This is a genomic window from Catenulispora sp. GP43, from assembly GCF_041260665.1.
Classification (GTDB): Bacteria; Actinomycetota; Actinomycetes; order Streptomycetales; family Catenulisporaceae; genus Catenulispora.
The window spans coordinates 93,525-118,432 of sequence record NZ_JBGCCT010000003.1; the positions used below are offsets into that span (position 1 = coordinate 93,525).

The following is a 24,908-nucleotide window of genomic DNA, read 5'->3' on the forward strand; positions in this document are numbered from 1 at the left end:
ACCAGTCGGTCAAGAACTCTTGACCGACGGTCAAGAGTTCTTGACCATAGGGGTGTGACCACCGATGACCCAGACAGCATCCACATCCAGAGCGATGAGCAGCTGCGCGCCATAGCCAGCCACACTCGCCACCGGATCCTGCGCGTGCTGCGCGACAAGCCGGCGACCATCACCCAGATCGCCGAGCGCCTGGGCATCGCCAAGGGGAGCTCCAACCACCACGTGAAGATCCTGGCCAAGGCCGGTCTGGTGGCGGTCGTGGAGACCCGCAAGGTCGGCGGCGTCACCGAGCAGTACTACGCGATGACCGGCCGGACGATCGAGCTGCCGGAGACCGGCGCCGGACAGCCGGAGACGCTGATGCGGCACGCCCTGGCCGACGTCGAGGCCGCGCCGCCGAACGACCAGAAGTTGATGTTCCTGAAGCACGCACGGCTAAGCCCGGAGGCCTGGGACGAATTCAGTAAGCGATGCAGCGCGCTGATCGACGAACTGGCCGCGATCTCCGACCCCACCCAGCCGGCGGCCGACCTGTTCGTCGCCTTCTACCGCCCGAAGGATGTCTGATGACCGGCAAGCTTCCCGCGCGCTTCCGCCGGATATGGAGCGCCTCCGCGGTATCGGCGCTGGGCGACGGCATCTACTTCGCCGCGCTGCCGCTGCTCGCGCTGACCATGACGCACAATTCGATCCTGTTCGGCGCGATGGAGGCGTGCGCGCTGTTGCCGTGGCTGTTCTTCGGCATGGTCGGCGGCGCGCTGGTGGACCGCTGGGACCGGCGCCGCACGATGGTGATCGCCGACATGTGCCGGTTCTCGTTGCTGGTGCTGGTGACCGTGCTGGTGGGCGCCGGCGCCGCGAACATCTACCTGCTGTTCGCGGTCGTGTTCCTGTTGGGGATCGGGCAGGTCTTCTTCGACACCGCCTCGATCGCGTTCCTGCCGGAGGTCCTGGACCGCGACCTGGACACGCTGCAGGTCGCCAACTCGCGGCTGCAGGGGACCCAGCAGGCGTTCGGGGGCTTCGTCGGTCCGCCGACCGGTTCGCTGCTGTTCGGGCTGGGACGGTTCGTGCCGATCCTCGGGGACGCCCTGTCGTTCCTTTTCAGCTCCCTGACGATCTGGTCGCTGCCCAAGTCTGCGCCGAAGCCCGCGAAGGAGCGCGGTTCGCTGCTGCGCGAGGCGCGGGAAGGCGCGGCGTACCTGTTCGGGAACCGGTTGCTGGTGGGGCTGTCGCTCCGGCCGGCGGTGGGGAACTTCGCCTTCCTCGGCGCGAGCGCGGTGCTGGTCCTGTTCGTGAAGGACACGCTGCACCTCGGGACCAGCGCCTACGGCGTGTACCTGACGGCCAACGCGATCGGCGCGCTCGGCGGGTCGGCGGTGGCGCCGCGAGTGGCGGGCAAGCTCGGCACCGGCGGCACGCTGACGCTGACCGCCTGTGTGGAAGCCTTGTCGCTGCTGGGGATCGGCCTGTCGCCGAACGCCTGGACGGCCGGAGTCGGCGAGGCCGTCCTGGGCGCCGCGATGGGCACGACGATGGGACTGGGCCCGTCGGTGCGGCAGGCGATCGTGCCGGACCACCTGATGGGGCGGGTCGCCGCGACCGGCCGGCTGATCGCGCTGTGCGCCGGCCCGGCGGGCGCCGTGTTCGGCGGCTGGCTGGCCCACGTCGCGGGGCTGCGCGCGCCGTTCATCGTCGGGGCCGGGATCCTGGCGACGATGACGGTCGTCGCGGCGCGGCTGACGAGCAACAAGCGGATCGAGGCGGCCCTGGCCGAAGCGGCCGAGCGACGGGAGCGCGAGAGCGCGGAGGCCGCCGAAGCCGCCGAGCGCGCCGATTACACGTCGTACCAGCGAGCGGTCTGACGCGCGATCCCCGCGCAGGCCGCCGCGAGCGGTATCTCGAACACCACCGCCAGGATCAGCGCCTGAGCGACGTCCCCGCCGGTGGAGAGCATCACGTCGAACCAGGCGTCCATGCCGAACAGGGTCGCGGCCACGGTGGCCGCGGTGCGGGCCCGGTGGTCGTGCCGGACCAGCAGGATCCCGAGCGTGGCCAGGGCCAGCGCCTCCATGGTGTCCAGGCCGATCCACACGGTCGCCCAGTGGCTCACCGTCGCCTTACCGTGCAGGGTGTTGGCCAGGAACACCATCCAGCCGACCAGCACGATCGCCGAGCCGACGAAACCGATCGCCATCTTGTGGCGGGCCGCCTGGGACGCCATCAGGGTCCTCGTCCACACCGAGAATCTCAGCCGCATGGGATTCATGATCCAGCCTGCCGGAGGCACTGCGCCATGACGGTCGCCCCCGGACCGGGGTGGTGCCAGCCCCACCCCGGGACCCACTCATGTGGTGATCCGTGCTTTCTCAGACATCGTATTCCCCGTTCGACGAGGTCGCCTACCCGAAACGCCGGCACCGGGGGCCTCCGTGTTCCTGCGACAGGATCAGCTCCCTGACGCAGCGACCTACGGCTGTTCCCGGCAACGCCTCGAGAACCCGTAGCGGTCCAGCGATCCAGCGGTCCACGGGAAAAAGCGACGCGCGCCAGCGGGATTGAAACCCACGGGCGCGCGCCGGTCAGGGATGAGGCAGCCACGCGCCTCAGTTCAGCGGCCCCACCGCCGCCTCGACGGCCGCGAGCACCGCGCCGGCCTTCACCGCGTCCTCGGCGGCGCGCAGCTCCGGCGACAGGAAGCGGTCCGGCCCCGGGCCGCCGACGCCGGCCTCGCGCAGCGCCCGCACGGCGGCGCCGGTGCCGGCGGCCGGGTCCAGCGGCGCGCGCAGCTCCAGGGCCCGCGCGGCGGCGACGAGTTCGACGGCCAGGATGCGCCGCAGGTTGTCGACGGCGGTGCGCAGCTTGCGCGCGGCGGACCAGCCCATCGAGACGTGGTCCTCCTGCATCGCCGAGGACGGGATGGAGTCCACGGACGCCGGGACGGCCAGCCGCTTGTTCTCGCTGACCAGGGCGGCCTGGGTGTACTGCGCGATCATCAGGCCGCTGTCGACGCCCGGGTCGTCGGCCAGGAAGGCCGGCAGGCCGTGCGAGCGCGCCACGTCGAGCATGCGGTCGGTGCGGCGCTCGGCGATGGAGCCGAGGTCGGCGGCGGCGATGGCGAGGAAGTCCAGGACCATGGCGACCGGGGCGCCGTGGAAGTTGCCGTTGGACTCCACGCGGCCGTCGGCCAGCAGCACCACCGGGTTGTCGACGATCGAGGCCAGTTCGCGCTCGGCCACGGTCGCGGCGTGCGCCATGGTGTCGCGGGCGGCGCCGGCGACCTGCGGGGCGCAGCGCAGCGAGTAGGCGTCCTGGACGCGGGTGCACTCGTTGGGCTCGCGGTGCGACTCCATGATCGCCGAGCCGTGCAGCACCTTCAGCAGGTTCGCGGCCGAGGCGGCCTGGCCCGGATGCGGGCGGATGGCGTGCAGTTCGGGGCGGAACACCTTGTCGGTGCCCAGCAGCGCCTCCACCGACATGGCCGCGGAGATGTCGGCGATCTTCACCAGCTCGGTCAGGTCGCCCAGGGCCAGGATCAGCATGCCGAGCATGCCGTCGGTGCCGTTGATCAGCGCCAGGCCCTCCTTGGGGGCCAGCTCCAGCGGCTCGATGCCGTGCTCGGCCAGGACCGGGCCGGCCTCGATCGCCGACACGCCGTCGGCGCCGACGACCTCGCCCTCGCCCATCAGCACCAGCGCGACATGCGACAGCGGGGCCAGGTCGCCGGAGCAGCCCAGCGAGCCGTACTCGCGCACGGCCGGGGTGATCCCGGCGTTCAGCAGCGCGGCCATGGTCTGGGCCACCGCCGGGCGCACGCCGGTGTGCCCGGTGGCCAGCGTCTTGAGCCGCATCAGGACCAGCGCGCGGATCACCTCGGGCTCGACCAGCGGGCCCATGCCGGCGGCGTGCGAGCGGATCAGCGAGCGCTGCAGCTGCGCGCGCATCTCCGGGTCGATGTGCCGGGTGGCCAGCGCGCCGAAGCCGGTGGAGATGCCGTAGGCCGGGGTCGGGGCCGCGGCCAGCTTGTCGACCAGCGCCCGGCCCGCGGCCAGCGCCTCCAGGGAGGACGCCGACAGCTCCACTCGAGCCCCGCCCCGGGCCACGGCGACGACGTCGCCGAAAGTGAGATCCGCCTCACCGATCACCACTGTCTGGATCGTTGGCACTGTCACCCTGCTCCCTTGTGCGGTTCCGACTCCGTCTGAATGAATGAGATCATACGGTCGATCGCCCGAATGAATGAGAGGGGTCCAGGAATGACCGCGACCAGTGGTCCGCGCCCGGTCCGCGCCGCCCGTGGGACGAGCATCACCGCACGGGGCTGGCAGCAGGAAGCCGCCATGCGGATGTTGATGAACAACCTCGACCCGGAAGTCGCCGAGCACCCCGACGAGCTGGTCGTCTACGGCGGCACCGGCAAGGCGGCACGCAACTGGCCGTCCTTCGACGCGATGGTGCGCACCCTTCAGACGCTGAAGAACGACGAGACCATGCTGGTGCAGTCCGGCAAGCCGGTCGGCGTCATGCAGACCCACGAGTGGGCCCCGCGCGTCCTGCTGGCCAACTCCAACCTGGTCGGCGACTGGGCGAACTGGGAGGAGTTCCGGCGCCTGGAGGCCCTCGGCCTGACCATGTACGGCCAGATGACCGCCGGCTCCTGGATCTACATCGGCACCCAGGGCATCCTGCAGGGCACCTACGAGACGTTCGCCGCCGTCGCCGCCAAGAAGTTCCACGACACCCTGGCCGGGACCATCACCCTGACCGCGGGTCTGGGCGGCATGGGCGGCGCGCAGCCGCTGGCCGTCACCATGAACGGCGGCGTGGCGATCTGCGTCGACTGCGACGAGCGCTCGATCGACCGCCGCGTCGAGCACCGCTACCTGGACGTGAAGGCGAACTCGCTGGACCACGCGCTCCAGCTGGCCACCGAGGCCCGGGACAAGCGCGAGCCGCTGTCCATCGGCGTCCTGGGCAACGCCGCCGAGCTGGTCCCGCAGCTGCTGGCGATGGACGCGCCGATCGACATCGTCACCGACCAGACCTCGGCGCACGACCCGCTGGCGTACCTGCCGATCGGCGTGGACTTCCACGACATGAAGCAGTTCGCCAAGGACAAGCCGGCCGAGTTCACGCAGCGGGCCCGCGAGTCGATGGCCAAGCACGTGGAGGCCATGGTCGGCTTCCAGGACAAGGGCGCCGAGGTCTTCGACTACGGCAACTCGATCCGCGGCGAGGCCCAGCTGGCCGGCTACACCCGGGCCTTCGACTTCCCCGGCTTCGTCCCGGCCTACATCCGTCCGCTGTTCTGCGAGGGCAAGGGCCCGTTCCGCTGGGCCGCGCTGTCCGGCGAGGCGAGCGACATCGCCAAGACCGACAAGGCGATCCTGGAGCTGTTCCCGGAGAACGAGTCGCTGGCCCGCTGGATCAAGATGGCCGGCGAGCGCGTGCACTTCCAGGGCCTGCCGGCGCGCATCTGCTGGCTCGGCTACGGCGAGCGCGACAAGGCCGGCGAGCGCTTCAACGACATGGTCGCCGACGGCACGCTGGCCGCGCCGATCGTGATCGGCCGCGACCACCTGGACGCAGGTTCCGTGGCCTCGCCGTACCGGGAGACCGAGGCGATGGCCGACGGCTCGGACGCGATCGCGGACTGGCCGCTGCTGAACGCGATGGTGAACGTGGCCTCCGGCGCCTCGTGGGTGTCGATCCACCACGGCGGCGGCGTCGGCATGGGCCGCTCGATCCACGCCGGGCAGGTGACCGTCGCCGACGGCACGAAGCTGGCCGGCGAGAAGGTTCGCAGGGTGCTGACGAACGACCCGGGCATGGGCGTGATCCGGCACGTGGACGCGGGCTACGACCACGCGGACGAGATCGCCGACGAGCGCGGTGTGCGCGTGCCGATGCGTGAGGGTGACGCGTAACAGTGGCTTCGGCAGAAACAATCCACAGGGCTGTGGACGAGGCGGAGGCGAGTGGCTACCACCAGATGTGGCGCTCGCTTCTGCCCCTCGGCCTGAACTCCGACACCGGCGGCTACCGCCGGTTCGCCTGGAACACCGCGGATCTGGCGTGCCGCGAGTGGTTCCGCTCCGAGGCCGCCGCGCGCGGCCTGGAGGTGGAGACCGACCGCAACGGCAACCTGTGGGCGTGGTGGGGGCCCAAGGGCCCCGGCGCGATCGTCACCGGCTCGCACCTGGACTCGGTGCCCGACGGCGGCGCGTTCGACGGGCCGCTCGGCGTGGTCTCGTCGTTCGCGGCCGTCGACGTGCTGCGCGCTCGCGGTTTCACTCCCGCGAAGCCCTTCGCGGTGGCGTGCTTCTCCGACGAGGAGGGCGCCCGCTTCGGCATCGCCTGCGCCGGATCCCGGCTGATGACCGGCGCGCTGGACGCCGACAAGGCGCGGGGCCTGTGCGATCTGGACGGCGTCACGATGGCCGCGGCGATGGAGCAGGCCGGCCAGGACCCCTCGACGCTGGGCCGCGACGACGAGCGCCTGGAGGGCATCGCGGCGTACGTCGAGCTGCACGTCGAGCAGGGCAAGGCGCTGGCGTTCACCGAGTCGCCGGTCGCGGTGGCCTCGGCGATCTGGCCGCACAGCCGCTGGCGCTTCGAGTTCGCCGGCGAGGCCAACCACGCCGGCACCACCCGGCTGGAGGACCGGCGCGACCCGATGCTCACCTACGCCAACGCCGTGCTGGCGGCCCGCAAGAAGGCCAAGCTCGGCGGCGCGGTGGCGACGTTCGGCCGGCTGGTCGTGGAGCCCAACGGCACGAACGCCATCCCTTCGCGGGTGCGCGCCTGGCTGGACGTTCGGGCCCCGGCCGATGAGATCCTGACAGCCGTGACCGAGGAGATCATCAAGGCCGCGGACGAACGGGCCGGCCGCGACGGCACCGTCCTGAGCACCGAACGGGAATCGCACACGCCGATCGTGGAATTCGACGACGTTTTGCGGAACCGTCTTGCGGGCACTCTCCGTCACAGTTTCGGCGCCGTCCCCGTGCTGCCGACGGGTGCGGGGCACGACGCCGGGATCCTGGCGGCGGCCGTACCGACCGCGATGCTGTACGTCCGCAACCCCACCGGCGTGTCCCACGCGCCAGGCGAGCACGCGGACGACCGCGACTGCCTGGCCGGGGTGTCCGCGCTCGCCGACGTGTTGCAGGAGCTGTGCCAGTGACTTCCCCCGAGAACCCGCAAGCCCCGCAGACCACTCAGGACACACAGGCCCCGCAGCGGTTCTGGTGCCAGCTGGCCTGGATCAACGGCGAGATCAAGAGCAAGGTGCTCATCGAGGTCGCGCAGGGTCGGATCTCGTCGGTCACCTGCGGGGTGAAGCCCCGTCCCGACGACGCCGAGAAGCTGGCCGGCCTGACCATCCCGGGCCTGGCGAACGTGCACTCGCACGCCTTCCACCGGGCCCTGCGCGGCCGCACCCAGGTCGAGTCCGGCACGTTCTGGACCTGGCGCGAGCGCATGTACGAGGCCGCCGCGCACCTGGACCCGGACTCCTACCGCGACCTGGCCACCGTGGTCTTCGCGGAGATGGCGCTGGCCGGCGTCACCGCGGTCGGGGAGTTCCACTACCTGCACCACTCGCCCAAGGGCGGGCTGTACCAGGACCCGAACGCCATGGGCCACGCGCTGGCCGAGGCCGCCCACGCCGCCGGCATCCGCATCACCCTGCTGGACACCTGCTACCTGTCCGGCGGCTTCGACACCGAGCTGAACGACGTCCAGCGCCGCTTCTCCGACGGGGACGCCGGCCGCTGGGCCGACCGGGTCGAGGCGCTGCGCAAGGCGTACGCGGGCTCGGACACGGTACGGATCGGCGCGGCGGTGCACAGCGTGCGCGCGGTCCCGGTGGACCAGCTGTCCCCGGTGGTGGCCTTCGCGGCGGAGAACGAGATGCCGCTGCACGTCCACCTGTCCGAGCAGCGCGCGGAGAACGACGCCTGCCTGGCCCGCCACCACAAGACCCCCACCGAGCTGCTCCACGCCCACGGCGCGCTCGGCCCCCGCACCACGGCCGTCCACGCCACGCACCTTTCGCAGATGGACATCGACCTGCTGGGCACGTCGGCCACCGCGGTCTGCATGTGCCCCACGACCGAGCGCGACCTGGCCGACGGCATCGGCCCGGCGCACGCCGTCCACCTGGCCGGCTCCCCGGTGAACCTGGGCTCGGACTCGCACGCGGTGATCGACCTCTTCGAGGAGGCGCGCGCGGTGGAACTGGACGAGCGCCTGCGCACCGAACGCCGCGGCCACTGGCCGGCCTCGGAGCTGCTGCGGGCCGCGACCGAGGCCGGACACGCCTCGCTCGGCTGGCCGGCCGCGGGCCGCCTGGAGGTCGGGGCGCTCGCGGACTTCACGACGATCGCCCTGGACACCGTGCGCCTGGCCGGAGTGCAGCCGGCGCACGCCGCCGAATCGGTGGTTTTCGCGGCCACCGCGGCGGACGTGCGGCATGTCGTGGTCGGCGGGCGGTTCACGGTGCGCGATCATCGGCACGCCCTGGTGGACGACGTGCCCGGGCGGCTGGCGGCGACGATCGGGGCGATCTTCAAGTGACCACCACCTTGTTCACCGGCATCGCCGAGCTCACCACCCACGCCGGGCTCGGCACCGACGCCGAACCCGCCACCGAGGCCGGGGCCGGCACCCTGGCCGACGCCGCCCTCGTCGTCGCCGACGGCCGCGTCGCCTGGACCGGACCGGCGGCCCAGGCCCCCGACGCCGACGAGCGCGTCGACCTCGGCGGCCGCGCCGTGATCCCCGGCTTCGTCGACAGCCACGCGCACCTGGTGTTCGCCGGCGATCGCGCGCAGGAGTTCGCGGCGCGCATGACCGGCACGCCGTACAGCGCCGGCGGCATCCGCACCACGGTGGCGGCCACCCGCGCCGCCTCCGACGAGGCCCTGCGGGCCAATCTGAAGCGCCTCACCGGCGAGATGCTGCGGCAGGGCACGACGACCGTCGAGTGCAAGTCCGGCTACGGCCTCACCGTCGACGACGAGGCCCGGGCCCTGCGCCTGGCGCGCGAGCAGGCCGAGGCGGTCACCTACCTCGGCGCGCACGTCGTCCCGGCCGAATACAAGGACCGGCCCGAGGACTACGTCGAGCTCGTCAAGGGCCCGATGCTGGACGCCTGCGCCCCGTATGCCGACTACGCCGACGTCTTCTGCGAGCGCGGCGCCTTCGACGAGGAGCAGACCCGCGAGATCCTCACCGCGGCCCAGGCCAAGGGGCTCGACGTGCGCCTGCACGCCAACCAGCTCGGCAACGGCCCCGGCGTCCAGCTGGCCGTGGAGTTCGGCGCCGCTTCGGCCGACCACTGCACATTCCTGGACGACAAGGACATCGAAGCTCTGGCCGGATCGCAGACCGTCGCGACGCTTCTGCCGGGCGTCGAGTTCTCGACGCGCTCGCCCTACCCGGACGCCCGCCGCCTCCTGGAGGCCGGCGCGACCGTCGCCATCGCCACCGACTGCAACCCGGGGTCCTGCTACACCAACTCGATGCCGTTCTGCATCGCGGTGGCTGTCAGGGACATGCGCATGTCGCCGGCCGAAGCGCTGTGGGCGGCGACCGTCGGCGGCGCCAAGGCACTGCGCCGCGAAGACGTCGGCCACCTGGGCATCGGGGCCCGCGCGGACTTCGCCGTCCTGGACGCCCCGAGCTTCATCCACCTCGCCTACCGGCCGGGCGTCCCGCTTGTCCACAGGGTGTGGAAAAACGGGACGCCCGTCTAACCGTTCCTTCAGCCGTTCCTTCTTGCCCGACTACCGGCTACCGCCTCACGGGTTGTACTGGCCCGTGTGGGCGGCGTCGGTGATCTGCTGGTACACGGTGTCCGTGATCGCCTTCGGCCCGCCGAACACGTCCACGTACGAGATCCCGGCCTGCTTGCCCATGGCGTCGAAGTAGGCGCCGATCGAGTCGGGCAGGCTGTTCGGGTCGGTCAGCAGCAGCGGCTGCTGCACGTTCGCCACGTACGCGGCGCCGGTCAGGGCGTCGGCGAAGGTGGTGCCGCTGGCCACGCCGACCAGGTAGGTCAGGTCGAACTCGCCGAAGACCTTCGCGGAGGTCTCGTAGCGGTTCGCGCCGTACAGCTCGCTGTCGCACTGCCCGTCGGCCAGCGCGTGCAGCGCGTGCACCGCCGAGCCGCCGACGGCCGTGACCGCCTTGCAGTTCGAGGTACCGAGCTTGCTCTTGACGTACGCCGAGGTGCTCGGGTCGAAGAAGCTCGAGCCGTTGGTCAGGATGATCGCGGCCGGCTGCGGCTGCTGGCCGGCGACCTCGGTGGCCCGGGGGCCGGCGGCCAGCGGGCCGGCCGACAGCGCGTCGGGGAAGTCGGTGCCGGTGGCCACCACGACGTTCGCCGGGTCGCCGAGGCCGAACTTCGCGACCTGCAGCGCGGTGTCGAAGCGGGTCTGGCCGGCGAAGCGCTGGACCTTGTAGCCCTCGTTGATCAGCTGCTGGTCGACCGAGGCCGGGACCGCCGCGTAGCCGCCGAGGATGAAGATGGTGCGGCCCTTGGGGACGACGCGGTTGATCTCGTCGTTGGCCGGGCCGTACAGGGCGGTGTTCGCCGGGGTCAGCAGCAGCGGACCGCGCTTGTAGGCGGCCAGCGGACCGCCGGCCAGCGCGTCGGGGAACGTGCCCGAGGTCGCGATGACCGCGGTCTGGGCCTGGCCCCAGCTGCTCTTCGGATCCGCCGTCAGCCACTGCTTCTGCGAGATCTTCACCGCGGTGTCCAGCCGGTCCGCACCCGCGATCCGGTTGATCTGCGCCTGACCGGCGGCGCCGCCGACCAGCAGGTGGCCGCTCTCGACCGCCGGGGAGTAGCCCGGCCACTGGAGCGTCAGGGTGACGCGGTAGTCGCCAGGGTTCTGATACGTGTGCGCGACGTCCTGGTCCGTCGACAGCTGGGCCGACGTTCCGTCGCCGAAGTCCAGGACCGCCTTGCAGCCGTTGCCGGGGTCGATCGTGTTGCCCGCGACGCTGATGGCGATGTTCGCGGGTGCCACCGCGGCAGAGGGCGAGAAGCTGATCGGACCCTGTTTCTCAAAACCGGACGCACAGGTCCCCGAATTTGCCGCGGCCTGCGCCGGCACGGCGGCAAGTGTCGAGGCGGCCGCTCCCGACACCAGCGCGACAGCGGTGAGCAGGCTGGATGTTCTGCGTTTCATTGGCGACGAGCTCCCAGCGGACGAGATGGGACGGACGGTGTCCTCAGGAGCCTCGCGTACTTCGCGTACGTCATCAAAGGTAAGACGGCGTATAGACAGTCGCTTAAACGCTGTGGGTAAATGTGCCGACCACGGGGAGGGCGTCGGCGTATGCGGACCATCATCAATCGCGATTTCACAAGGCTCTGGTATGGCCAGGCTGTATCGAAGGTCGGCGACTACGTCTTCAATACGACGCTGGTTCTGTGGATCGCCACAAAGCTGGGCTACCACCAGAGCTGGGCCGCCGCCGCGGTGTCCGGAGTCCTGATCTCGGGGCTGGTGGCGATGTTCGCGATAGCCCCGGCGGCCGGGGTCTTCGCGGATCGCTGGAACCGGAAACGCACGATGCTGCGGATGGACGCGATCCGGGCCGTCCTGGTCGGCGCGCTCGCCGTCGTCGCCTTCCTGCCCGCCGACAAGCTCCCGGTCGCGGCATGGCTCACGCTGATCTATGCCGTGGTCTTCGCGGTCAACACGGCGGGGACGTTCTTCGGTCCGTCGCGCATGGCCGTCGTCCCGGATGTGGTGAACGGCCCGGAGGAGATCGCCAAGGCGTCCGGGATCACCCAGTCCACCGACGCGCTGGCCGGGATGATCGGCCCGCCGCTGGCCGCGCCGTTGTTGTTCGCCGGCGGCGTGCAGTGGGCCATCGCCATCAATGCCCTGTCTTACGTGGTCTCCTTCCTGGCGATCCGCTCCGTTCCGATACCGGACAACGCCCCGAACCCGGCCGAGACCGCCGCATCGAATTTCTGGGCCGAGTTCACAGTGGGGCTGGCCTTCTTCGCCAAGACCCGGGTGCTGATCGTCGTGATCGTCTCGGCCTGCATCGCCAACTTCGGCGGCCAGGCGATGAACACGCTGGACGTCTTCTTCACCACCCAGAACCTGCACGCGGCGCCCAAGCTCTACGGCCTGCTCGGGATGGCGGCCGGCGCCGGGGCCATCGTCGGCGGCCTGCTGGCCACCCGGGTGGTGGCGCGCATCGGCACGGCGAACGCGGTCTGGACGACCGTCGGAGCCTCCGGCCTCCTCGTCCTGGTCTATGCCCGGCAGACGTCCATCTGGGCCGCGCTCCCCGTCATCTTCCTGGGCCTCCTGCCCATCGCGATGGTCAACGCGGCCATCGAACCACTGGTCATCCAGGTGACGCCGCGCGCGATGCTGGGCCGGGTGGTCTCGGTCTTCATGCCGATCATCAGCGCCACGCAGCTCGGCTCGACCATGCTGATCGGCTGGCTGATGAGCACGGTCATGCTGGGCTTCCACGCCGACGTCGCCGGACTGCACATGGGCCCGATCGACACCATGTTCTCGATCACCGGTCTGCTGTTCATCCTCGCCGCGATCTATGCCTTCGTCATGCTGCCGCGCAAAGACGTCGCGGTCCGAAGCAACCAACTGGACGCCTCAACACTCTGAAGCGGCTGTCATGAACGACAGCACACCACAGAGGGCGGGGATCCGGTGTTAGGCAGGCTCACCCAGGACGAGCTCGCGGACTTCACCGAGTTCGCCCACGCTCGGCAGCGGCACCTGATGCGGACGGCGTACCTGCTGTGCGGGAACCGCCAAAGCGCACAGGACCTCACGCAGACGGCACTGCTGGACCTGTGCCGCGCATGGCGGCGGGTACGGCGCGTCGACGACGTGGATGCCTACGCCCACCGGGTCCTCATCAACGCGTACCGGACCGCGGCGCGCAAGACGGACCGGGAGCGCAAAGCCTTGTGGCGCAAGGCCTGGGAGTCCGGGTGGCCCGAGGACGGCGCCGCCCCGGACCGCACCGTGGGCGTGCGCCTGTCGCTGCTGGCGGCGCTGGACCGGCTGCCGCCGAGGGCACGGGCCGTGGTCGTGCTGCGGTACTGGGAGGACCTGAGCGTGGAGGCCACGGCCGCCGCGCTCGGGTGCTCGGCCGGCACCGTCAAGAGCCAGTCCTCACGCGCCCTGGCCAGGCTGCGCGAGCTGCTCGGCGACGAGGCCGCCGCCACCGATTCCGAGCACTGGGAGATCTCGTATGGGAACTGAACAGCCCGACACCGAAAGGATGCACCGGCTCTTCGACGACGCGCTGGACGACGTCGACCTGACCGGGGACGTCGTGCCCGGCGTGCTGACCGGGTACGCCCACCGGGTCAAGGTCCGGCGCTACCAGGCGGCCGGCGTCGCGCTGGCCGTGCTGGCGACGACCGGCGCCGCGGTCAGCGCACTGCCACACCGTGGAGACGCGGTCGCACCGGCCTCGGTTTCTCAGGAGGCGGACTACTGCACGCACCAACACTGGGTCTCCACGCCCAACCCGGGCACTGTTGTGGTGAACGACCTCGCCAAGAGTCCGGCGGCCGACCAGGCGAACTGCGAGGCGATGCGGGCCGCGCTGCGCTCGGCGTTCCCGGGCGCACAACTGATCCCGGACTACCAAGCCGACCTGACCCTCGATTCCCGCATCGACCAGACACTGGTGAAGAAGGACCATGACGAGCTCAGCTACGTCGATCCGATCAAAGGCTCCGCCGACCAGACGAAGGACTTCGGCTCGGAGCTGAAGTACCTGGCGGTCCACCCGGAGGATCCGGCGAACGTCTACTACCCCGACGGCTACACGCTGGTCACCGCTGCCGGCCGGGCACAACTCTCGATCCGCTCCGCGACCGACGCGACGCTGGGGAAGACCACCCGGTGCTCGACCGTGGGTGTGACCGGCGGCTGGCACGGGCCGTTGTGCCAAGCGTACGGCTACAACACGACGTGGCAGCTGTCGGCGGTTCTGACCGGCCGGCAGGGCAAGACCGTCGAGTTCGCCTTCGGCGACGACGACACCGCCTGGTACCGCGAAGGGGCCTACACCGGGACCCTGGCCGACCGCGCCGACAAGAACACGAAGTGGATCAATCGCTGGACCGGCAAGACGGCGGTCGGCCAGAATCCACCCGTCTCGCACGTCGTGACCCTGGAGCAGGCGGGGTCCTTCCTCGACTCCTCCGCGTTCCAGAAGTACGCCGACGGATACCTCGCCTACCTCGACAACCTGCCGACGTCCTGAGTGGCTGGTTGAAGACACAAAGCGGCGCTCAATCGAATCCAAGTCGATTGAGCGCCGCCCTCGCATTCTGTCAGGCCGCGACCGGCTCCAGCTTCTCGCGCCCGCCGAGGTAGGGTCGCAGCGCCGCCGGCACCGTCACCGAGCCGTCGACGTTCTGGTGGTTCTCCAGGATCGCCACGATCATCCGGGTCATCGCGCACAGCGTGCCGTTCAGCGTCGCCAGCGGGCGCACGCCGTCGGCGTCGCGCATCCGGATCTGCAGGCGGCGGGCCTGGAACTCGGTGCAGTTCGAGGTCGAGGTGACCTCGCGGTACTTGCCCTGGGTGGGGATCCAGGCCTCGCAGTCGTACTTGCGGGCCGCCGAGCTGCCCAGGTCGCCGGCCGCGACGTCGATCACCCGGAAGGGGATCTCCAGCGCGGTCAGGAACTCCTTCTCCCAGCCCAGCAGGCGCAGGTGCTCGGCCTCGGCCTCCTCCGGGAGGACGTAGGAGAACATCTCGACCTTCTCGAACTGGTGCACCCGGATGATGCCGCGGGTGTCCTTGCCGTAGCTGCCGGCCTCGCGGCGGTAGCACGAGGAGTAGCCGGCGTAGCGCAGCGGCAGTTTGGCGGCGTCCAGGATCTCGTCCATGTGGTACGCCGCCAGCGGCACCTCCGAGGTGCCGACCAGGTACATGTCGTCCTCGGTGAGGTGGTACACGTTCTCGGCGGCCTGGCCCAGGAAGCCGGTGCCGGCCATCGCCTCCGGCTTCACCAGCGACGGGGTGATCACCGGGGTGAAGCCGTACTTGGTGGCCTGGGCCATCGCCATGTTCAGCAGCGCGATCTCCAGCAGCGCCCCGACGCCGGTCAGGTAGTACTGCCGCGCGCCGCCGACCTTGACGCCGCGCTCCAGGTCGATGGCGCCGAGCAGCTTGCCGAGCTCGACGTGGTCGCGCGGCTCGAAGCCCTCGGCCGCGAAGTCGCGGGCGGTGCCGACGGTCTCGCGCAGGACGAAGTCGTCCTCGCCGCCCTCGGGCACGCCGTCGATGACCACGTTGGACAGCGCCAGCTGCAGGCTCCTGAGCACGTCGTCGGCCTCGTGCTGGTGGCTCTCGGCGGCCTTCACGTCCTCGGCCAGCTTCTTGGCCTGGTCCAGGAGCGCGGCCTTCTCCTCGCCGGCGGCCTTCGGGATCTGCTTGCCGAGCACTTTCTGCTCGTTGCGCAGGGTGTCGAAGCGGGAGACAGCCGCGCGGCGCGCCTCGTCCGCGGACAGCAGCGCGTCGACGAGGGCCGGGTCTTCACCTCGGGCGCGCTGCGAGGCGCGGACACGCTCCGGGTCTGTGCGCAGGAGTCGCAGGTCAATCATGGACCAAGGCTAGCCGGTCCGGCAGGCCCGGCCGTAATGCTTTGATGGATGTCCCGAGCCGGAGCCGGCCGCCCCGAGGCCCATCCGCGCCAGACCAAGGAGTACACATGCTGGCCACGACCGACGTGAACTCGCTGCCCGAGGGCGGCCTGCTGCTCGACGTCCGCGAGGACGACGAGTGGGCGGCCGGGCACGCGCCGACCGCGACCCACATCCCGATGTCGGAGTTCGTCGCCCGCAAGGACGAGCTGGGCACGCCCGAGGGCCCGGTCTATGTGATCTGCCGCGCCGGGAGCCGCTCCGCGCAGGTGGCGCAGTACCTGACCCAGAACGGCGTGGAGGCGGTCAACGTCACCGGCGGCATGCAGGCGTGGGAGGCCGCCGGCAAGGCCGTGGTCACGGACTCCGGGGCGGCAGGGACCGTGATCTGAGGGCCAGCAGCACGTCCCGGTACTGGCGGGCCCGGTGCATCTGGGACCGCCAGTCCTCGCCGGTGACCCGGTGCCGCAGGTCCGCGGCGACCTCGGCCACCTGGTAGCCGGCGCGCAGCAGGTCGATGGTCAGGCCGACCTCGACGCCGAAGCGCGGCGCGTACCGGACGGCCTCGGCGGCGTCCCGGGTCAGGCAGCGCTGCCCGGACAGCGGCGCCGCCGCCTCGAAGCCCGTCAGCCTCTTGATCCCCTCCCGGGCCAGGCCGACGACCAGGCCGTGGCCGCCGCCGGGCTGCGGCGGCGGCAGCGCGACCGCCATGTCGCAGCCGCCGGAGCGGACCGCCTCGACCAGCGGGCCGGCCCCGGCCGCGGTGTCCTCCAGGTCGGCGTCCAGGAACAGCACGTAGCGGGCCTGGTCCGGGAGCGCCGCGACGCCGGCGGCCATCGCGGCGCCCTTGCCGAGGTTGCGCCGGGTGGTGAGCACGCGGGCGCCGGCGCGGCGGGCGATCCGCGTGGTCGCGTCGTGGGATCCGTCGTCCATGACCAGCACCGGTCCCAGCCCGGCGGCGGCGCGCACGGTGGCGGCGATCCGCTCCTGCTCGTTCCACGCCGGGATGATGACGAAGACGTCACTCGATGTGACCTCTGTGACAGGTTCCGCCTCCATGCCCCGAGCCTAGAGGTAGCGTGACGGACGATGGACCGCAGCCGACACAGCGACGACAAGATCCTGGACGCCGCGCAGAGCGCGTTGCTGGACCTGGGACTGCGCAACACCACGCTGGCCGAGGTGGCGCGCCGGGCGGGCGCGTCCCGGATGACCCTGTACCGGCGCTATCCCGACATCGACGCCCTGCTCACCGAGGTGCTGGGCCGGCAGCTGATCCGGGTGGTGCGGCGCAACGCGGGCCTGCAGGAGCTGGCCGGCGGCGACCGCAGCGCGCGCGACCTGCTGGTCACCGGGACGGTCGAGGTGGTGCGGGCGTTCCACGGCGACCTGCTGATGCACAAGATCCTGGAGTCCGACGCCGAGTTCCTGCTGCCCTACCTGACCCGCGACTTCGGCCCGCTCCAGCATTACGCGCTGGACCTGCTGTCGGTGCGGCTCGAGCAAGGGCACGAAGACGCCTCGATCCGGGCCGGCTCGGTGGCGCTGCAGGCGCGGACGGTGCTGCTGACGGCGCAGTCGTTCGTCATCTCGGCGCGGGCCGCCGGACCGGTGCCGATGGACCGGCTGCTGGAGGAGCTCAGCGGGATGCTGGACGCGTATCTGCGGCCCGATGGAAACGGTGCGCGACCGTCCGGCTCCGGGCACGAGGAGTAATAGCCGCAGACCCGTCAGCACCTAGACACCCGGGCGCTGGCGACGGGGGATGCACCAGCGACCGGGCTGGAAGCACAGTACCCAGGCCGATGGTTCAACGCAAAACAAGTTTGTTCGAGACGCGAATCGGCGGCGGGCGAAATGCCGGATCCGCCGCTGTCCGTGCGATTTCATGGCCGCCATGGCACTTTCACGCACGGCCCCACCGCGCGCCCTGGCCCCGCTCGCGGCCGCCGCGGCAACCGTTGTCTGCGCGGCGGCGCTGGCCGGCGCCGGCCTGCCGGCCTCCGCGGCCGCCATGGCCGCGACGGCCGCGACGGCCGCCACCACTCCGCGGGCGGCCGCGAGCACGCTGGTCACGGTGACCGTGGACAGCATCCCGGCGCTCTCGCTCAATGCGTTTCAGGGCTCGTACGCGACCAGCACCGTCGCGCAGAACGGCGGGGACGCCTCCGCCGACGGCACGCAGGATCCCGCCGGGGTGCTCGACCGGATCACCGTGGACCAGCCGGCGCAGTCCAAGACGCATTCGGACCCGGCGAAGAACTGGGCCGACGCGCAGCCGTCGGTGGAGTACACGCTGCACGGGAAGAAGCTGTACGCGATCTCCTCTGTGGACGCGCACGCCGAGTGCACTCCGTCGTCGCAGGGAGCCAACAACACTTATGTGCACACGGCCCCCACTTCGGTGACCGTTCTCGGGACGAGTGTCGCGACCGGTAAGACCACACTGCCGGTGACCGGGGCCCAGCTCGGGATGACGAGTGTGGATCACGGAAGCCTTGATGTCTCGTACACCACCACCGCCACGCAGGCGCAGCAGACAGCGGCCACGTCGGCGCACGCACATCTCGACCTGAGTATCAGCGGGGTCTTCTACGACAGCGCGGGCAAGCAGCTCTATAGCGGACCGGTACAGAAGCTGCGGCTCGGCGATGTGCAGGTGGCGTGTCAGAGTTCGGGGGCGACTACGCCCGCGCCCACCCCGACAGCAGGAACATCATCCGCGCCGGGGAGCCCCGCGGCCAGTACTCCTAGCGACGGTCAGCAGGCTGCGGGGCCCGCTGTGCCGTCAACGCTTAAGGGCGCCCCGGGCCCGGCGGCGTATGTCCCCTCACCGCATAGCGTGCGACACAGCGGACATCTTCGGGGCGGCGCTAAGAGCGAACCCGGACCCGCCGCGCCGGAGAACGGGCCGATGCTTCCCGCTGCTAAGGCGGCCAGCACGTCGGCGTCGGATGGTGGCGACGCTTCGCTGTGGTGGGCATTGCTGTCAGTGCTCGCACTCGGCTGCGGCACCGGACTGTATTTCGCTACGCGGCGGCGTGGATCGCATCAGTAGCCCCATAACAAGCACAAGCAGAAGCGCGGGAAGCCTTAAGGGTTCCCGCGCTTCTGCTTGTGCTTCTCTGTGTACTTCTTTGTGGCTTCCCTGTACCGCTTACCGCTCTTAGCGCAGCGTCACCTGTCGGCTCACCAGACCGGCCCGCGCACGGCGCTCCTCGTTCGTCAGCGGGCTCTCGTCGGCGAGCGCCTTGGCCAGCCGCTCGGCGAACTCGGCGGCCGGCTTCTCGATCTCCTCGGCCTCCATCTCCTTGGGGAGGTCCCAGACCGGGACGACCAGGCCGCAGGCCCGGAAGGCGCCGACGTAGCGGGTGTTCTCGCCGAGGTTGGACTGCTTGGCGGCGTGCAGGCGCGCCAGCGCGTCCATCAGCTTCTCCTCCTCGTACGGCATGACCCAGCGGAGGTGGCCCTTCTCGCGGATGCGCGTCCAGTACGCGGAGGGGACCGACTCCAGCTTCTTGGTCGGGTACGCGGCGGCGTTCGCGTGCTCCAGCGAGAGCTGCGCCTCGGCCGACACGTCCGCGCCGTCGATGATCCAGAAGGAGAAGTCCTCGTGGACGGTGATGTCCAGGCTGTCGCCGCTGGTGTCCAGCAGGTCCCGCAGGCGCGGGCCGTCGCTGGTCGGCGCCGCCGAGTCCACGACCGTGCCCGGCTCGCTGTCCAGGGCGCGCAGCAGCGCGTCGGCCAGGTCGCGGTCCGGGTCGCCGGAGGTGGCCAGCGTCTGGAGCGCCAGCATGATCTCGCCGGTGTCCCGGTGCACCGCGGGCGCGGCCATCGGCAGCACGGTGGCCAGGGTGACGCTGCGGCCGGCGTGCTCGCCCGCGAGCTTCAGCGGCGCGGTGGCGGCCGGCACCAGCTCGCGCATCGCCACGATGTCGGCCTCGCCCGGCAGGCCCTCGAACGGCCGCTTGTTCGCGGTCACCTCGGCGGCCTGCTGGTGCGCCGCCGCGGCGGCCTCGCGCCCGTGGCAGGCCTTGTAGCGGCGCCCGGAGCCGCAGGGGCACGCCTCACGCGCTCCGACGACCGGGATCTCGCCGTCTGCTGTCTTCACGGCGGCGGACTGAGCCGGCCCGGCCTTAGCGGTCCTGCTCGACTTCTTGCCCATGCGTGCCGGCCCTTCCTTGCTGGGGAGTTTGCTTCCTGCTCAGCCTAGTAGGCCCGGAGGGTGAGACGAGCCCACACAGCGGGTGACACCCTGCTACTGTGCGGTCATGCGCTCTTTCCCACAACAGTGGTGGTGGTCCGTCCCAGGCGGACCCCGGTAAAAGCGCGCACCCACGCTCCCGAACCGGCCGCCTTGCGAGGCGGCCGGTTCTGTTTTCTCGGAAGACCTTCCGACAAGACCCGGTGAGCCTCACGGAGCGGCCTCCACAGAGAGGCATCGCCATGGCACACCAGGACTTCCCGGACCGCCTCCCCGACGGACCGTTCGCGCTGATCCGGCGCGGCGCCGAGGCGGAGGTCGAACTGCTCACGGGACAGGCTTTCGAGCAGTTCCCGGCACTGGCGGATCTCCCTACAGAGGACTCCGACTCACTCCTGGCGCTCGTCCCCTACCGACAGCTCACGGAGCGCGGGGACGAGTGCCACGACGACCACGCGCCGCTCCTGGCCATGCGGATCACCGGACGCCACCGATACGGCATCGCGCAGTTGCCCCCGGCGACAGCGCCGGTGCTGCGGGACGGCGCCTTCGATGTGGACGACGAGGCGTACGGCGCGTCGGTGAAGCGGGTTCTGGACGAGGAGATCGGGGCGGGCGAGGGATCGAACTTCGTCCTGCGCCGGACGTTCGTCGGGCACTGTGACTCGCCCCGGGACACGGCTTACGGAGCGTTCCGCGCCTTGTTGGAGAAGGAGAGGAATGCTTACTGGACGTTCCTCATCGACACCGGCGAGGGACTGATGGTCGGTGCGACACCGGAGCGGCACGTGTCGCTGGCCAGAGGCGTCGCGGTGATGAACCCCATCAGCGGGACACTGCGCGAGGCCCCCGCGACGGCTTCGCGCGAGCGCGTGGTGGCGTTCCTGAAGGACGCCAAGGAACGCGAGGAGCTGGCGATGGTCGTGGACGAGGAGCTGAAGATGCTCGCCGAGGTGGGCGACCTCGGCGGCCGGGTACGCGGCCCGTTCCTGAAGGAGATGGCGAACCTCGCGCACACGGAGTACTACATCGAGGCGCGCACGACGATGGACCCGCGCCAGATCCTGCGCACCACCATGTTCGCCCCCACCGCCACCGGCTCCCCGATCCGCAACGCGTTCCGCGTGATCAAGCGCCACGAACGCGGCGGCCGCGGCTACTACGCGGGCGTCGCCGCCCTGATCGGCCGCGACGGGGAGGGCGCGCCGACGATGGACGCGCCGCTGCTGCTGCGGGTGGCGTACGTGGGGACCGACGGGACGGTGCGGGTGCCGGTCGGGGCGACGCTGGTGCGCGGGTCGGATCCGTACGAGGAGGTGCGGGAGACGTACGCGAAGGCGGCGGGGGTGCTGCGGGCCTTCGGGGTGGGGTTCGGCGCGCGGGACGGTGACCTGTCCTTGTCCGTTTCTCGGTCTCAGTCCCTGTCCCCGCTCGGCGAGCCCTCGAAGGCCGTCACCACCCCGGACGCCGCGACCGTGCGCACCGAGCCCTGGTCCGAGGACCCGGAGATCGCCGCCCTGCTGGCGTCCCGCAACGCATCACTGTCGGCGTTCTGGCTCAACGAACACGAACCCGCGGACCTCGTCGACCCGGCCCTGGCCGGCCGCGAGGTGCTGATCGTCGACAACGAGGACGCCTTCACCTCGATGCTGGCCGTCGAACTCCGGGCCCTGGGCCTGCACACAACCCGCGTCGCCCACGACGAGGTCCCGGATCACACCGCCTACGACCTGGTCCTGCTCGGCCCCGGCCCCGGCGACCCCCGCGACCAGACCTCACCGCGCATGAACAGCGTCCGCAACCTGGCGAAACTCCTCATCGACCACCGCACCCCGACCCTGGGCCTGTGCCTCGGCCACGAAGCACTGGCGGCGGCCCTGGGACTGGAACTGGTACGGCTGCCCACCCCGATGCAGGGCACGCAGGTCGAGCTGGACCTGTTCGGCAGCACGGAGCGCGTGGCCTTCTACAACTCCTACGCGGCCCGCATGCCGGAGTTCCTGGTCCTCGACACGGTCGCCCTGCCCGGCACCAGCCTCACGGCGGCCCTGCGCGGCCCCTCCTTCACCGGCCTGCAGTTCCACCCCGAATCGGTGGTGACGATGGACGGCCTCGGCATCCTCGGCCGCGAGATCCGGCGCCTGCTCGACCGTTGAAGGGCCGAGGGCGCGGTCGGACGGGAGACCGACCGCGCCACCGCCGGATGCGAGTCAACCTCCGCATCCGCCGGCAGCTCACCGCAGTCGCATGCCAAAACCCTGCTCGGCCGCGCCGCACCGCCGCCAAGGCGAGTCAGCCCTCGCCTCAGGAGCAGCGCACCACAGCCTGCCTGCTCAGTCCGCACCACTGCGGCATCGCTCGGCCGCACCGCGCCACCGCCGAAGCGAGTCAGCCCCCACCCCACCAGCAGCGCGCCGCAACCGAACCTCCGCTCACATCACTCACATCCCTCACACCCCCGCAGCCCGATCCCGCTCAGGCCGCGGCCGCGCACCCCACCCGGGCCTCCGGGTAGCGGGGCACCCAGGCCGTATCCGACCCGACCGCGTCCCCGTCCGGTCCGCCGCGGGCCTCGCCCAGGCGCGAGCCGCCGAGCCTGCCGCGCATGCGGCCGCGGCCGGTGCCGGGCAGGTGCGCGGTCAGCGCCACGCGCATGCGGCGCCACCAGCGGCGGTCGTGGTCGTCGGGCGGTGGCGGCGCGGCGTGGCGGGCGTGGAGGCGGACCGCTGCCCAGACCGTTTTGGGGGCGCTGGGGTCCGTCGGGTCCAGGGGGCCCGTCCGGGTCTTGGCCGCGTCGTGCAGGTACTGGCCCGGGGCTTCCGTCTCCGGGGCGTACCAGGGTTCCACGCCCCAGGAGTCGGCCAGGAGGCCCACAATGCCGAGTCCGCGGCCGTCCACCGCGGACTCGTCTACGTCGTCCAGGTCTGTCGCCACCAGATCTGGAGCCTGTGGTCGCGGGTCGGGGGCCGGCTGCTGGCGGCCTCCGTCGGTCACGGCGATGCGCAGGACCTTGTCGTCCGCCATCCACCACGCCACCCGGATGGTGCCGCCGGCCAGCGGCAGAGCGTGCCGCAGTGCGTTGCTCACCAGTTCCGAGAGGATCAGGACCGCGTCGTCCGCGGCCGAGGGTGCCACGCGCATGCGCTGCAACGCGTCGGCCAGCGCGTGGCGGGCCGTGCCGACGCTCTCGGGTGTGTACGGGAACTCGATCCCGCCTATGCCTCTGGTGTCCGTGGGCCGCGGCGCCGGGGCGCGCGTGACCGTATGGGACATCCTTGCTGTTTCCCGGGGATTCTCCGGTTGCACCGACATGACGACCCCCACGGCTCCCTCCCTGCCGACGAGGAGCTACTCGCGGTAGATGCCCGGTTCGTCCTTGCGGAAAACGACAAACTCAGGGTGAATCAGGGTTCAGCTCGATGACGCCATGCCGCGCCGTGGCCGGGGGCGCCGTGCCGTCCCGGCCCAGCCTGGCCAGCACCGCTTTCGGGCGGTTGGAGATGATCGCGTCCACGCCCAACTCGACGCACAGGTCGATGTCCGAGGGCTGATCCACCGTCCAGACGTGCACGCGATTTCCCATGGAATGCACGCGCTCCACATATTCCGGATGCGTTCGCAGAATATGGATTCCCGGTCCGGCGATGCGCACTCCGCGCGGCAACGACCCGTCCCGCAACCGCAGCGGCACCCGGTCCAGCAGCAGCACCGTGTCCAGGGACGGGGCCAGGCGCCGGATCCGGCGCACCGACATCGCCGAGAACGACATCACCCGCACCGGCGAGGTCTGGCCGAGCCGCGGGTGCGCCAGCCCGAACCGGTCCAGCAGCGCCACCAGGTGCTCCTCGACCAGGCCGGCGTAGCGGGTCGGGTGCTTGGTCTCGATCGCCATCTCCACCCGGTACGGGTGCTCCACCACCAGCTCCAGCAGCCGCTCCAGGGTCAGCACCCGGTGCGCGCCCTCGCGCCGCAGGTCCGGGTACTCGGCGTACTCCTCGTCGCCGGCCGCCGGCTGCTTCCAGGAGCCGAAGTCCAGCTGCCGCAGCTGGGCCAGCTCGAGTGTCGAGACCACGCCGCGGCCGTTGGAGGTGCGGTTCACCCGGCGGTCGTGCACGCACACCAGCTGCATGTCGGCCGTGAGGCGCACGTCACACTCCAGGCCGTCGGCGCCCTGCAACAGCGCGGCCTCGTACGCGGCCAGCGTGTGCTCCGGCACGTCCTCGGACGCGCCGCGGTGGGCGATGACGGGGATCTCCAAAGCCGTCCGGCGGGGGAGCGCGGGACCGGAGGCGCCGGCGCGCGGCCCGGCACCGGGCCCGTCTGCCGACACCGGCTCGGAGCGGCGCCGTTCGGACGGACGGGGCTCTGGGCGGCGCAGGGATTGCACACCCCGAATCTTTCCAGACGAGCCAGGCTGCGGGGCACCGGAGTCGATCAGAAAGAGCCAGGTGTTCAAAACGCTTTCACCGGCCCTTGGGGCTGCGGACATACTGGCCCACCAGACCGGGGGTCCCTTGTCGTATCGTCGTAGCGACGGACCACCCACCGATCGCCCAAACCCAGGGGGACACATGAGCCAGCAGCCGTACGGTCAGCCCGGTTACCAGCAGGGGCCGCCGCCGCAGCAGGGGTACGCGCCCCCGCCGCAGCAGCAGCCGCAGTTCCAGCAGAACTTCCTGTGCGTCACCACGAACGACATCCCGGGCTACCGCATCGACGCCGTGTACGGCGAGGTCTTCGGCCTCACCGTCCGCAGCCGCAACGCCTTCAGCCAGATGGGCGCCGGCCTGAAGTCGATGTTCGGCGGCGAGCTGAAGGGCATGACGAAGGCGCTGATGGACAGCCGCAACGACGTCATGCAGCGGATGATCCAGGAGGCGATCAACCGCGGCGGCAACGCCATCGTCGGCATGCGCTTCGACACCTCGGAGATGGGCGACGTCTGGACCGAGATCTGCGCCTACGGCACGGCTGTGACCATCAGCCGCCAGGGCTGATCCCCCGCGTCGGCGCTCCTCGGGCGCGGCCCCC

General features: G+C 71.0%; 22 protein-coding genes. 14 read left to right on the forward strand and 8 right to left on the reverse strand.

What is annotated here, in order from left to right:
* Nucleotides 1-54: 54 nt before the first annotated feature.
* Nucleotides 55-567 (forward strand): ArsR/SmtB family transcription factor, encoded by a 513-nt coding sequence (locus ABH926_RS07610; RefSeq protein WP_370364672.1) that lies wholly within the window; start codon nucleotides 55-57, stop codon nucleotides 565-567.
* A complete protein-coding gene (locus ABH926_RS07615) occupies nucleotides 567-1,865 on the forward strand; it encodes an MFS transporter (protein WP_370364673.1) in 1,299 nt (432 codons plus the stop codon). Before ABH926_RS07610 ends, ABH926_RS07615 begins: the two co-directional genes overlap by 1 nt.
* On the opposite strand, the gene ABH926_RS07620 is transcribed toward ABH926_RS07615, so the two are convergent.
* Complete coding sequence (locus ABH926_RS07620; RefSeq protein ID WP_370364674.1) at nucleotides 1,838-2,260, reverse strand: hypothetical protein; 423 nt, start codon at nucleotides 2,258-2,260, stop codon at nucleotides 1,838-1,840. The two genes, ABH926_RS07615 and ABH926_RS07620, sit on opposite strands and share 28 nt — an antisense overlap.
* Before the next feature lie 346 nt (nucleotides 2,261-2,606).
* Nucleotides 2,607-4,157: a histidine ammonia-lyase gene (gene hutH, locus ABH926_RS07625; RefSeq protein ID WP_370365182.1), complete on the reverse strand. Its 1,551-nt coding sequence runs from the start codon at nucleotides 4,155-4,157 to the stop codon at nucleotides 2,607-2,609.
* Between the two features lie 99 nt (nucleotides 4,158-4,256).
* Between hutH and hutU the strand changes: the two genes are divergently transcribed.
* From hutU to hutI, 4 genes are all read left to right on the forward strand, one after another.
* Nucleotides 4,257-5,927 (forward strand): urocanate hydratase, encoded by a 1,671-nt coding sequence (gene hutU, locus ABH926_RS07630; protein ID WP_370364675.1) that lies wholly within the window; start codon nucleotides 4,257-4,259, stop codon nucleotides 5,925-5,927.
* 65 nt (nucleotides 5,928-5,992) lie between these two features.
* Nucleotides 5,993-7,186, forward strand: a complete 1,194-nt coding sequence (locus tag ABH926_RS07635; RefSeq protein ID WP_370365183.1) for an allantoate amidohydrolase — start codon at nucleotides 5,993-5,995, stop codon at nucleotides 7,184-7,186.
* On the forward strand, nucleotides 7,183-8,580 hold the full coding sequence (locus ABH926_RS07640; protein WP_370364676.1) for a formimidoylglutamate deiminase: 1,398 nt from the start codon (nucleotides 7,183-7,185) through the stop codon (nucleotides 8,578-8,580). Before ABH926_RS07635 ends, ABH926_RS07640 begins: the two co-directional genes overlap by 4 nt.
* Nucleotides 8,577-9,761 carry an imidazolonepropionase gene (hutI, locus tag ABH926_RS07645; protein ID WP_370364677.1) on the forward strand — a complete coding sequence of 395 codons (1,185 nt, stop codon included), beginning with the start codon at nucleotides 8,577-8,579 and terminating at the stop codon, nucleotides 9,759-9,761. Before ABH926_RS07640 ends, hutI begins: the two co-directional genes overlap by 4 nt.
* A gap of 45 nt (nucleotides 9,762-9,806) precedes the next feature.
* Here the strand turns inward: hutI and ABH926_RS07650 are convergent, their stop codons facing one another.
* Nucleotides 9,807-11,201, reverse strand: a complete 1,395-nt coding sequence (locus ABH926_RS07650; protein ID WP_370364678.1) for a cell wall-binding repeat-containing protein — start codon at nucleotides 11,199-11,201, stop codon at nucleotides 9,807-9,809.
* A 150-nt stretch (nucleotides 11,202-11,351) separates the two neighbouring features.
* On the opposite strand from ABH926_RS07650, the gene ABH926_RS07655 reads away from it, so the two are divergent.
* Genes ABH926_RS07655 through ABH926_RS07665 form a run of 3 tightly spaced genes read left to right on the forward strand, consistent with a single transcriptional unit; the run spans nucleotide 11,352 to nucleotide 14,286 of the window.
* Nucleotides 11,352-12,665 (forward strand): MFS transporter, encoded by a 1,314-nt coding sequence (locus ABH926_RS07655; RefSeq protein ID WP_370364679.1) that lies wholly within the window; start codon nucleotides 11,352-11,354, stop codon nucleotides 12,663-12,665.
* 45 nt (nucleotides 12,666-12,710) lie between these two features.
* Nucleotides 12,711-13,271: a SigE family RNA polymerase sigma factor gene (locus ABH926_RS07660; RefSeq protein ID WP_370364680.1), complete on the forward strand. Its 561-nt coding sequence runs from the start codon at nucleotides 12,711-12,713 to the stop codon at nucleotides 13,269-13,271.
* Nucleotides 13,261-14,286, forward strand: coding sequence for a hypothetical protein (locus ABH926_RS07665; protein WP_370364681.1), 1,026 nt, complete (start codon nucleotides 13,261-13,263; stop codon nucleotides 14,284-14,286). The genes ABH926_RS07660 and ABH926_RS07665 overlap by 11 nt, the downstream gene beginning before the upstream one ends.
* 70 nt (nucleotides 14,287-14,356) lie before the next feature.
* On the opposite strand, the gene serS is transcribed toward ABH926_RS07665, so the two are convergent.
* A complete protein-coding gene (serS, locus tag ABH926_RS07670) occupies nucleotides 14,357-15,634 on the reverse strand; it encodes a serine--tRNA ligase (protein WP_370364682.1) in 1,278 nt (425 codons plus the stop codon).
* A gap of 110 nt (nucleotides 15,635-15,744) precedes the next feature.
* Here serS and ABH926_RS07675 point away from each other — a divergent pair, with 110 nt between their 5' ends.
* Nucleotides 15,745-16,065, forward strand: a complete 321-nt coding sequence (locus ABH926_RS07675; protein WP_370365184.1) for a rhodanese-like domain-containing protein — start codon at nucleotides 15,745-15,747, stop codon at nucleotides 16,063-16,065.
* On the opposite strand, the gene ABH926_RS07680 is transcribed toward ABH926_RS07675, so the two are convergent.
* Nucleotides 16,031-16,732: a glycosyltransferase family 2 protein gene (locus tag ABH926_RS07680; protein ID WP_370364683.1), complete on the reverse strand. Its 702-nt coding sequence runs from the start codon at nucleotides 16,730-16,732 to the stop codon at nucleotides 16,031-16,033. The two genes, ABH926_RS07675 and ABH926_RS07680, sit on opposite strands and share 35 nt — an antisense overlap.
* A gap of 30 nt (nucleotides 16,733-16,762) precedes the next feature.
* Between ABH926_RS07680 and ABH926_RS07685 the strand changes: the two genes are divergently transcribed.
* Both ABH926_RS07685 and ABH926_RS07690 read left to right on the forward strand, forming a co-directional pair.
* Nucleotides 16,763-17,389: a TetR/AcrR family transcriptional regulator gene (locus tag ABH926_RS07685; protein ID WP_370364684.1), complete on the forward strand. Its 627-nt coding sequence runs from the start codon at nucleotides 16,763-16,765 to the stop codon at nucleotides 17,387-17,389.
* A gap of 181 nt (nucleotides 17,390-17,570) precedes the next feature.
* On the forward strand, nucleotides 17,571-18,731 hold the full coding sequence (locus ABH926_RS07690) for a hypothetical protein (RefSeq protein WP_370364685.1): 1,161 nt from the start codon (nucleotides 17,571-17,573) through the stop codon (nucleotides 18,729-18,731).
* A gap of 108 nt (nucleotides 18,732-18,839) precedes the next feature.
* Here the strand turns inward: ABH926_RS07690 and ABH926_RS07695 are convergent, their stop codons facing one another.
* On the reverse strand, nucleotides 18,840-19,838 hold the full coding sequence (locus tag ABH926_RS07695; RefSeq protein ID WP_370364686.1) for a DUF5926 family protein: 999 nt from the start codon (nucleotides 19,836-19,838) through the stop codon (nucleotides 18,840-18,842).
* A 281-nt stretch (nucleotides 19,839-20,119) separates the two neighbouring features.
* Here ABH926_RS07695 and ABH926_RS07700 point away from each other — a divergent pair, with 281 nt between their 5' ends.
* Entirely contained in the window at nucleotides 20,120-22,033 is a 1,914-nt protein-coding gene (locus ABH926_RS07700) for an anthranilate synthase family protein (RefSeq protein ID WP_370364687.1), read from the forward strand.
* A 319-nt stretch (nucleotides 22,034-22,352) separates the two neighbouring features.
* On the opposite strand, the gene ABH926_RS07705 is transcribed toward ABH926_RS07700, so the two are convergent.
* Both ABH926_RS07705 and ABH926_RS07710 read right to left on the reverse strand, forming a co-directional pair.
* Nucleotides 22,353-23,150 carry an ATP-binding protein gene (locus tag ABH926_RS07705; RefSeq protein ID WP_370364688.1) on the reverse strand — a complete coding sequence of 266 codons (798 nt, stop codon included), beginning with the start codon at nucleotides 23,148-23,150 and terminating at the stop codon, nucleotides 22,353-22,355.
* Nucleotides 23,151-23,271: 121 nt separating this feature from the next.
* On the reverse strand, nucleotides 23,272-24,135 hold the full coding sequence (locus ABH926_RS07710; protein ID WP_370365185.1) for a glycerophosphodiester phosphodiesterase: 864 nt from the start codon (nucleotides 24,133-24,135) through the stop codon (nucleotides 23,272-23,274).
* A gap of 418 nt (nucleotides 24,136-24,553) precedes the next feature.
* Between ABH926_RS07710 and ABH926_RS07715 the strand changes: the two genes are divergently transcribed.
* On the forward strand, nucleotides 24,554-24,874 hold the full coding sequence (locus ABH926_RS07715) for a YbjQ family protein (RefSeq protein ID WP_041540931.1): 321 nt from the start codon (nucleotides 24,554-24,556) through the stop codon (nucleotides 24,872-24,874).
* The last annotated feature ends 34 nt before the right edge of the window (nucleotides 24,875-24,908 follow it).

Bases quoted from the DNA above. Each gene is read 5' to 3' on its own strand.
- ABH926_RS07695 (WP_370364686.1), bottom strand. From the start codon at position 19,838: ATGGGCAAGAAGTCGAGCAGGACCGCTAAGGCCGGGCCGGCTCAGTCC.
- ABH926_RS07690 (WP_370364685.1), top strand. From the start codon at position 17,571: ATGGCACTTTCACGCACGGCCCCACCGCGCGCCCTGGCCCCGCTCGCG.
- hutU (WP_370364675.1), top strand. From the start codon at position 4,257: ATGACCGCGACCAGTGGTCCGCGCCCGGTCCGCGCCGCCCGTGGGACG.
- ABH926_RS07665 (WP_370364681.1), top strand. From the start codon at position 13,261: ATGGGAACTGAACAGCCCGACACCGAAAGGATGCACCGGCTCTTCGAC.
- ABH926_RS07680 (WP_370364683.1), bottom strand. From the start codon at position 16,732: ATGGAGGCGGAACCTGTCACAGAGGTCACATCGAGTGACGTCTTCGTC.
- ABH926_RS07700 (WP_370364687.1), top strand. From the start codon at position 20,120: ATGGCACACCAGGACTTCCCGGACCGCCTCCCCGACGGACCGTTCGCG.
- ABH926_RS07635 (WP_370365183.1), top strand. From the start codon at position 5,993: ATGTGGCGCTCGCTTCTGCCCCTCGGCCTGAACTCCGACACCGGCGGC.
- ABH926_RS07615 (WP_370364673.1), top strand. From the start codon at position 567: ATGACCGGCAAGCTTCCCGCGCGCTTCCGCCGGATATGGAGCGCCTCC.
- ABH926_RS07655 (WP_370364679.1), top strand. From the start codon at position 11,352: ATGCGGACCATCATCAATCGCGATTTCACAAGGCTCTGGTATGGCCAG.
- ABH926_RS07705 (WP_370364688.1), bottom strand. From the start codon at position 23,150: ATGTCCCATACGGTCACGCGCGCCCCGGCGCCGCGGCCCACGGACACC.
- ABH926_RS07685 (WP_370364684.1), top strand. From the start codon at position 16,763: ATGGACCGCAGCCGACACAGCGACGACAAGATCCTGGACGCCGCGCAG.
- serS (WP_370364682.1), bottom strand. From the start codon at position 15,634: ATGATTGACCTGCGACTCCTGCGCACAGACCCGGAGCGTGTCCGCGCC.
- ABH926_RS07620 (WP_370364674.1), bottom strand. From the start codon at position 2,260: ATGCGGCTGAGATTCTCGGTGTGGACGAGGACCCTGATGGCGTCCCAG.
- ABH926_RS07650 (WP_370364678.1), bottom strand. From the start codon at position 11,201: ATGAAACGCAGAACATCCAGCCTGCTCACCGCTGTCGCGCTGGTGTCG.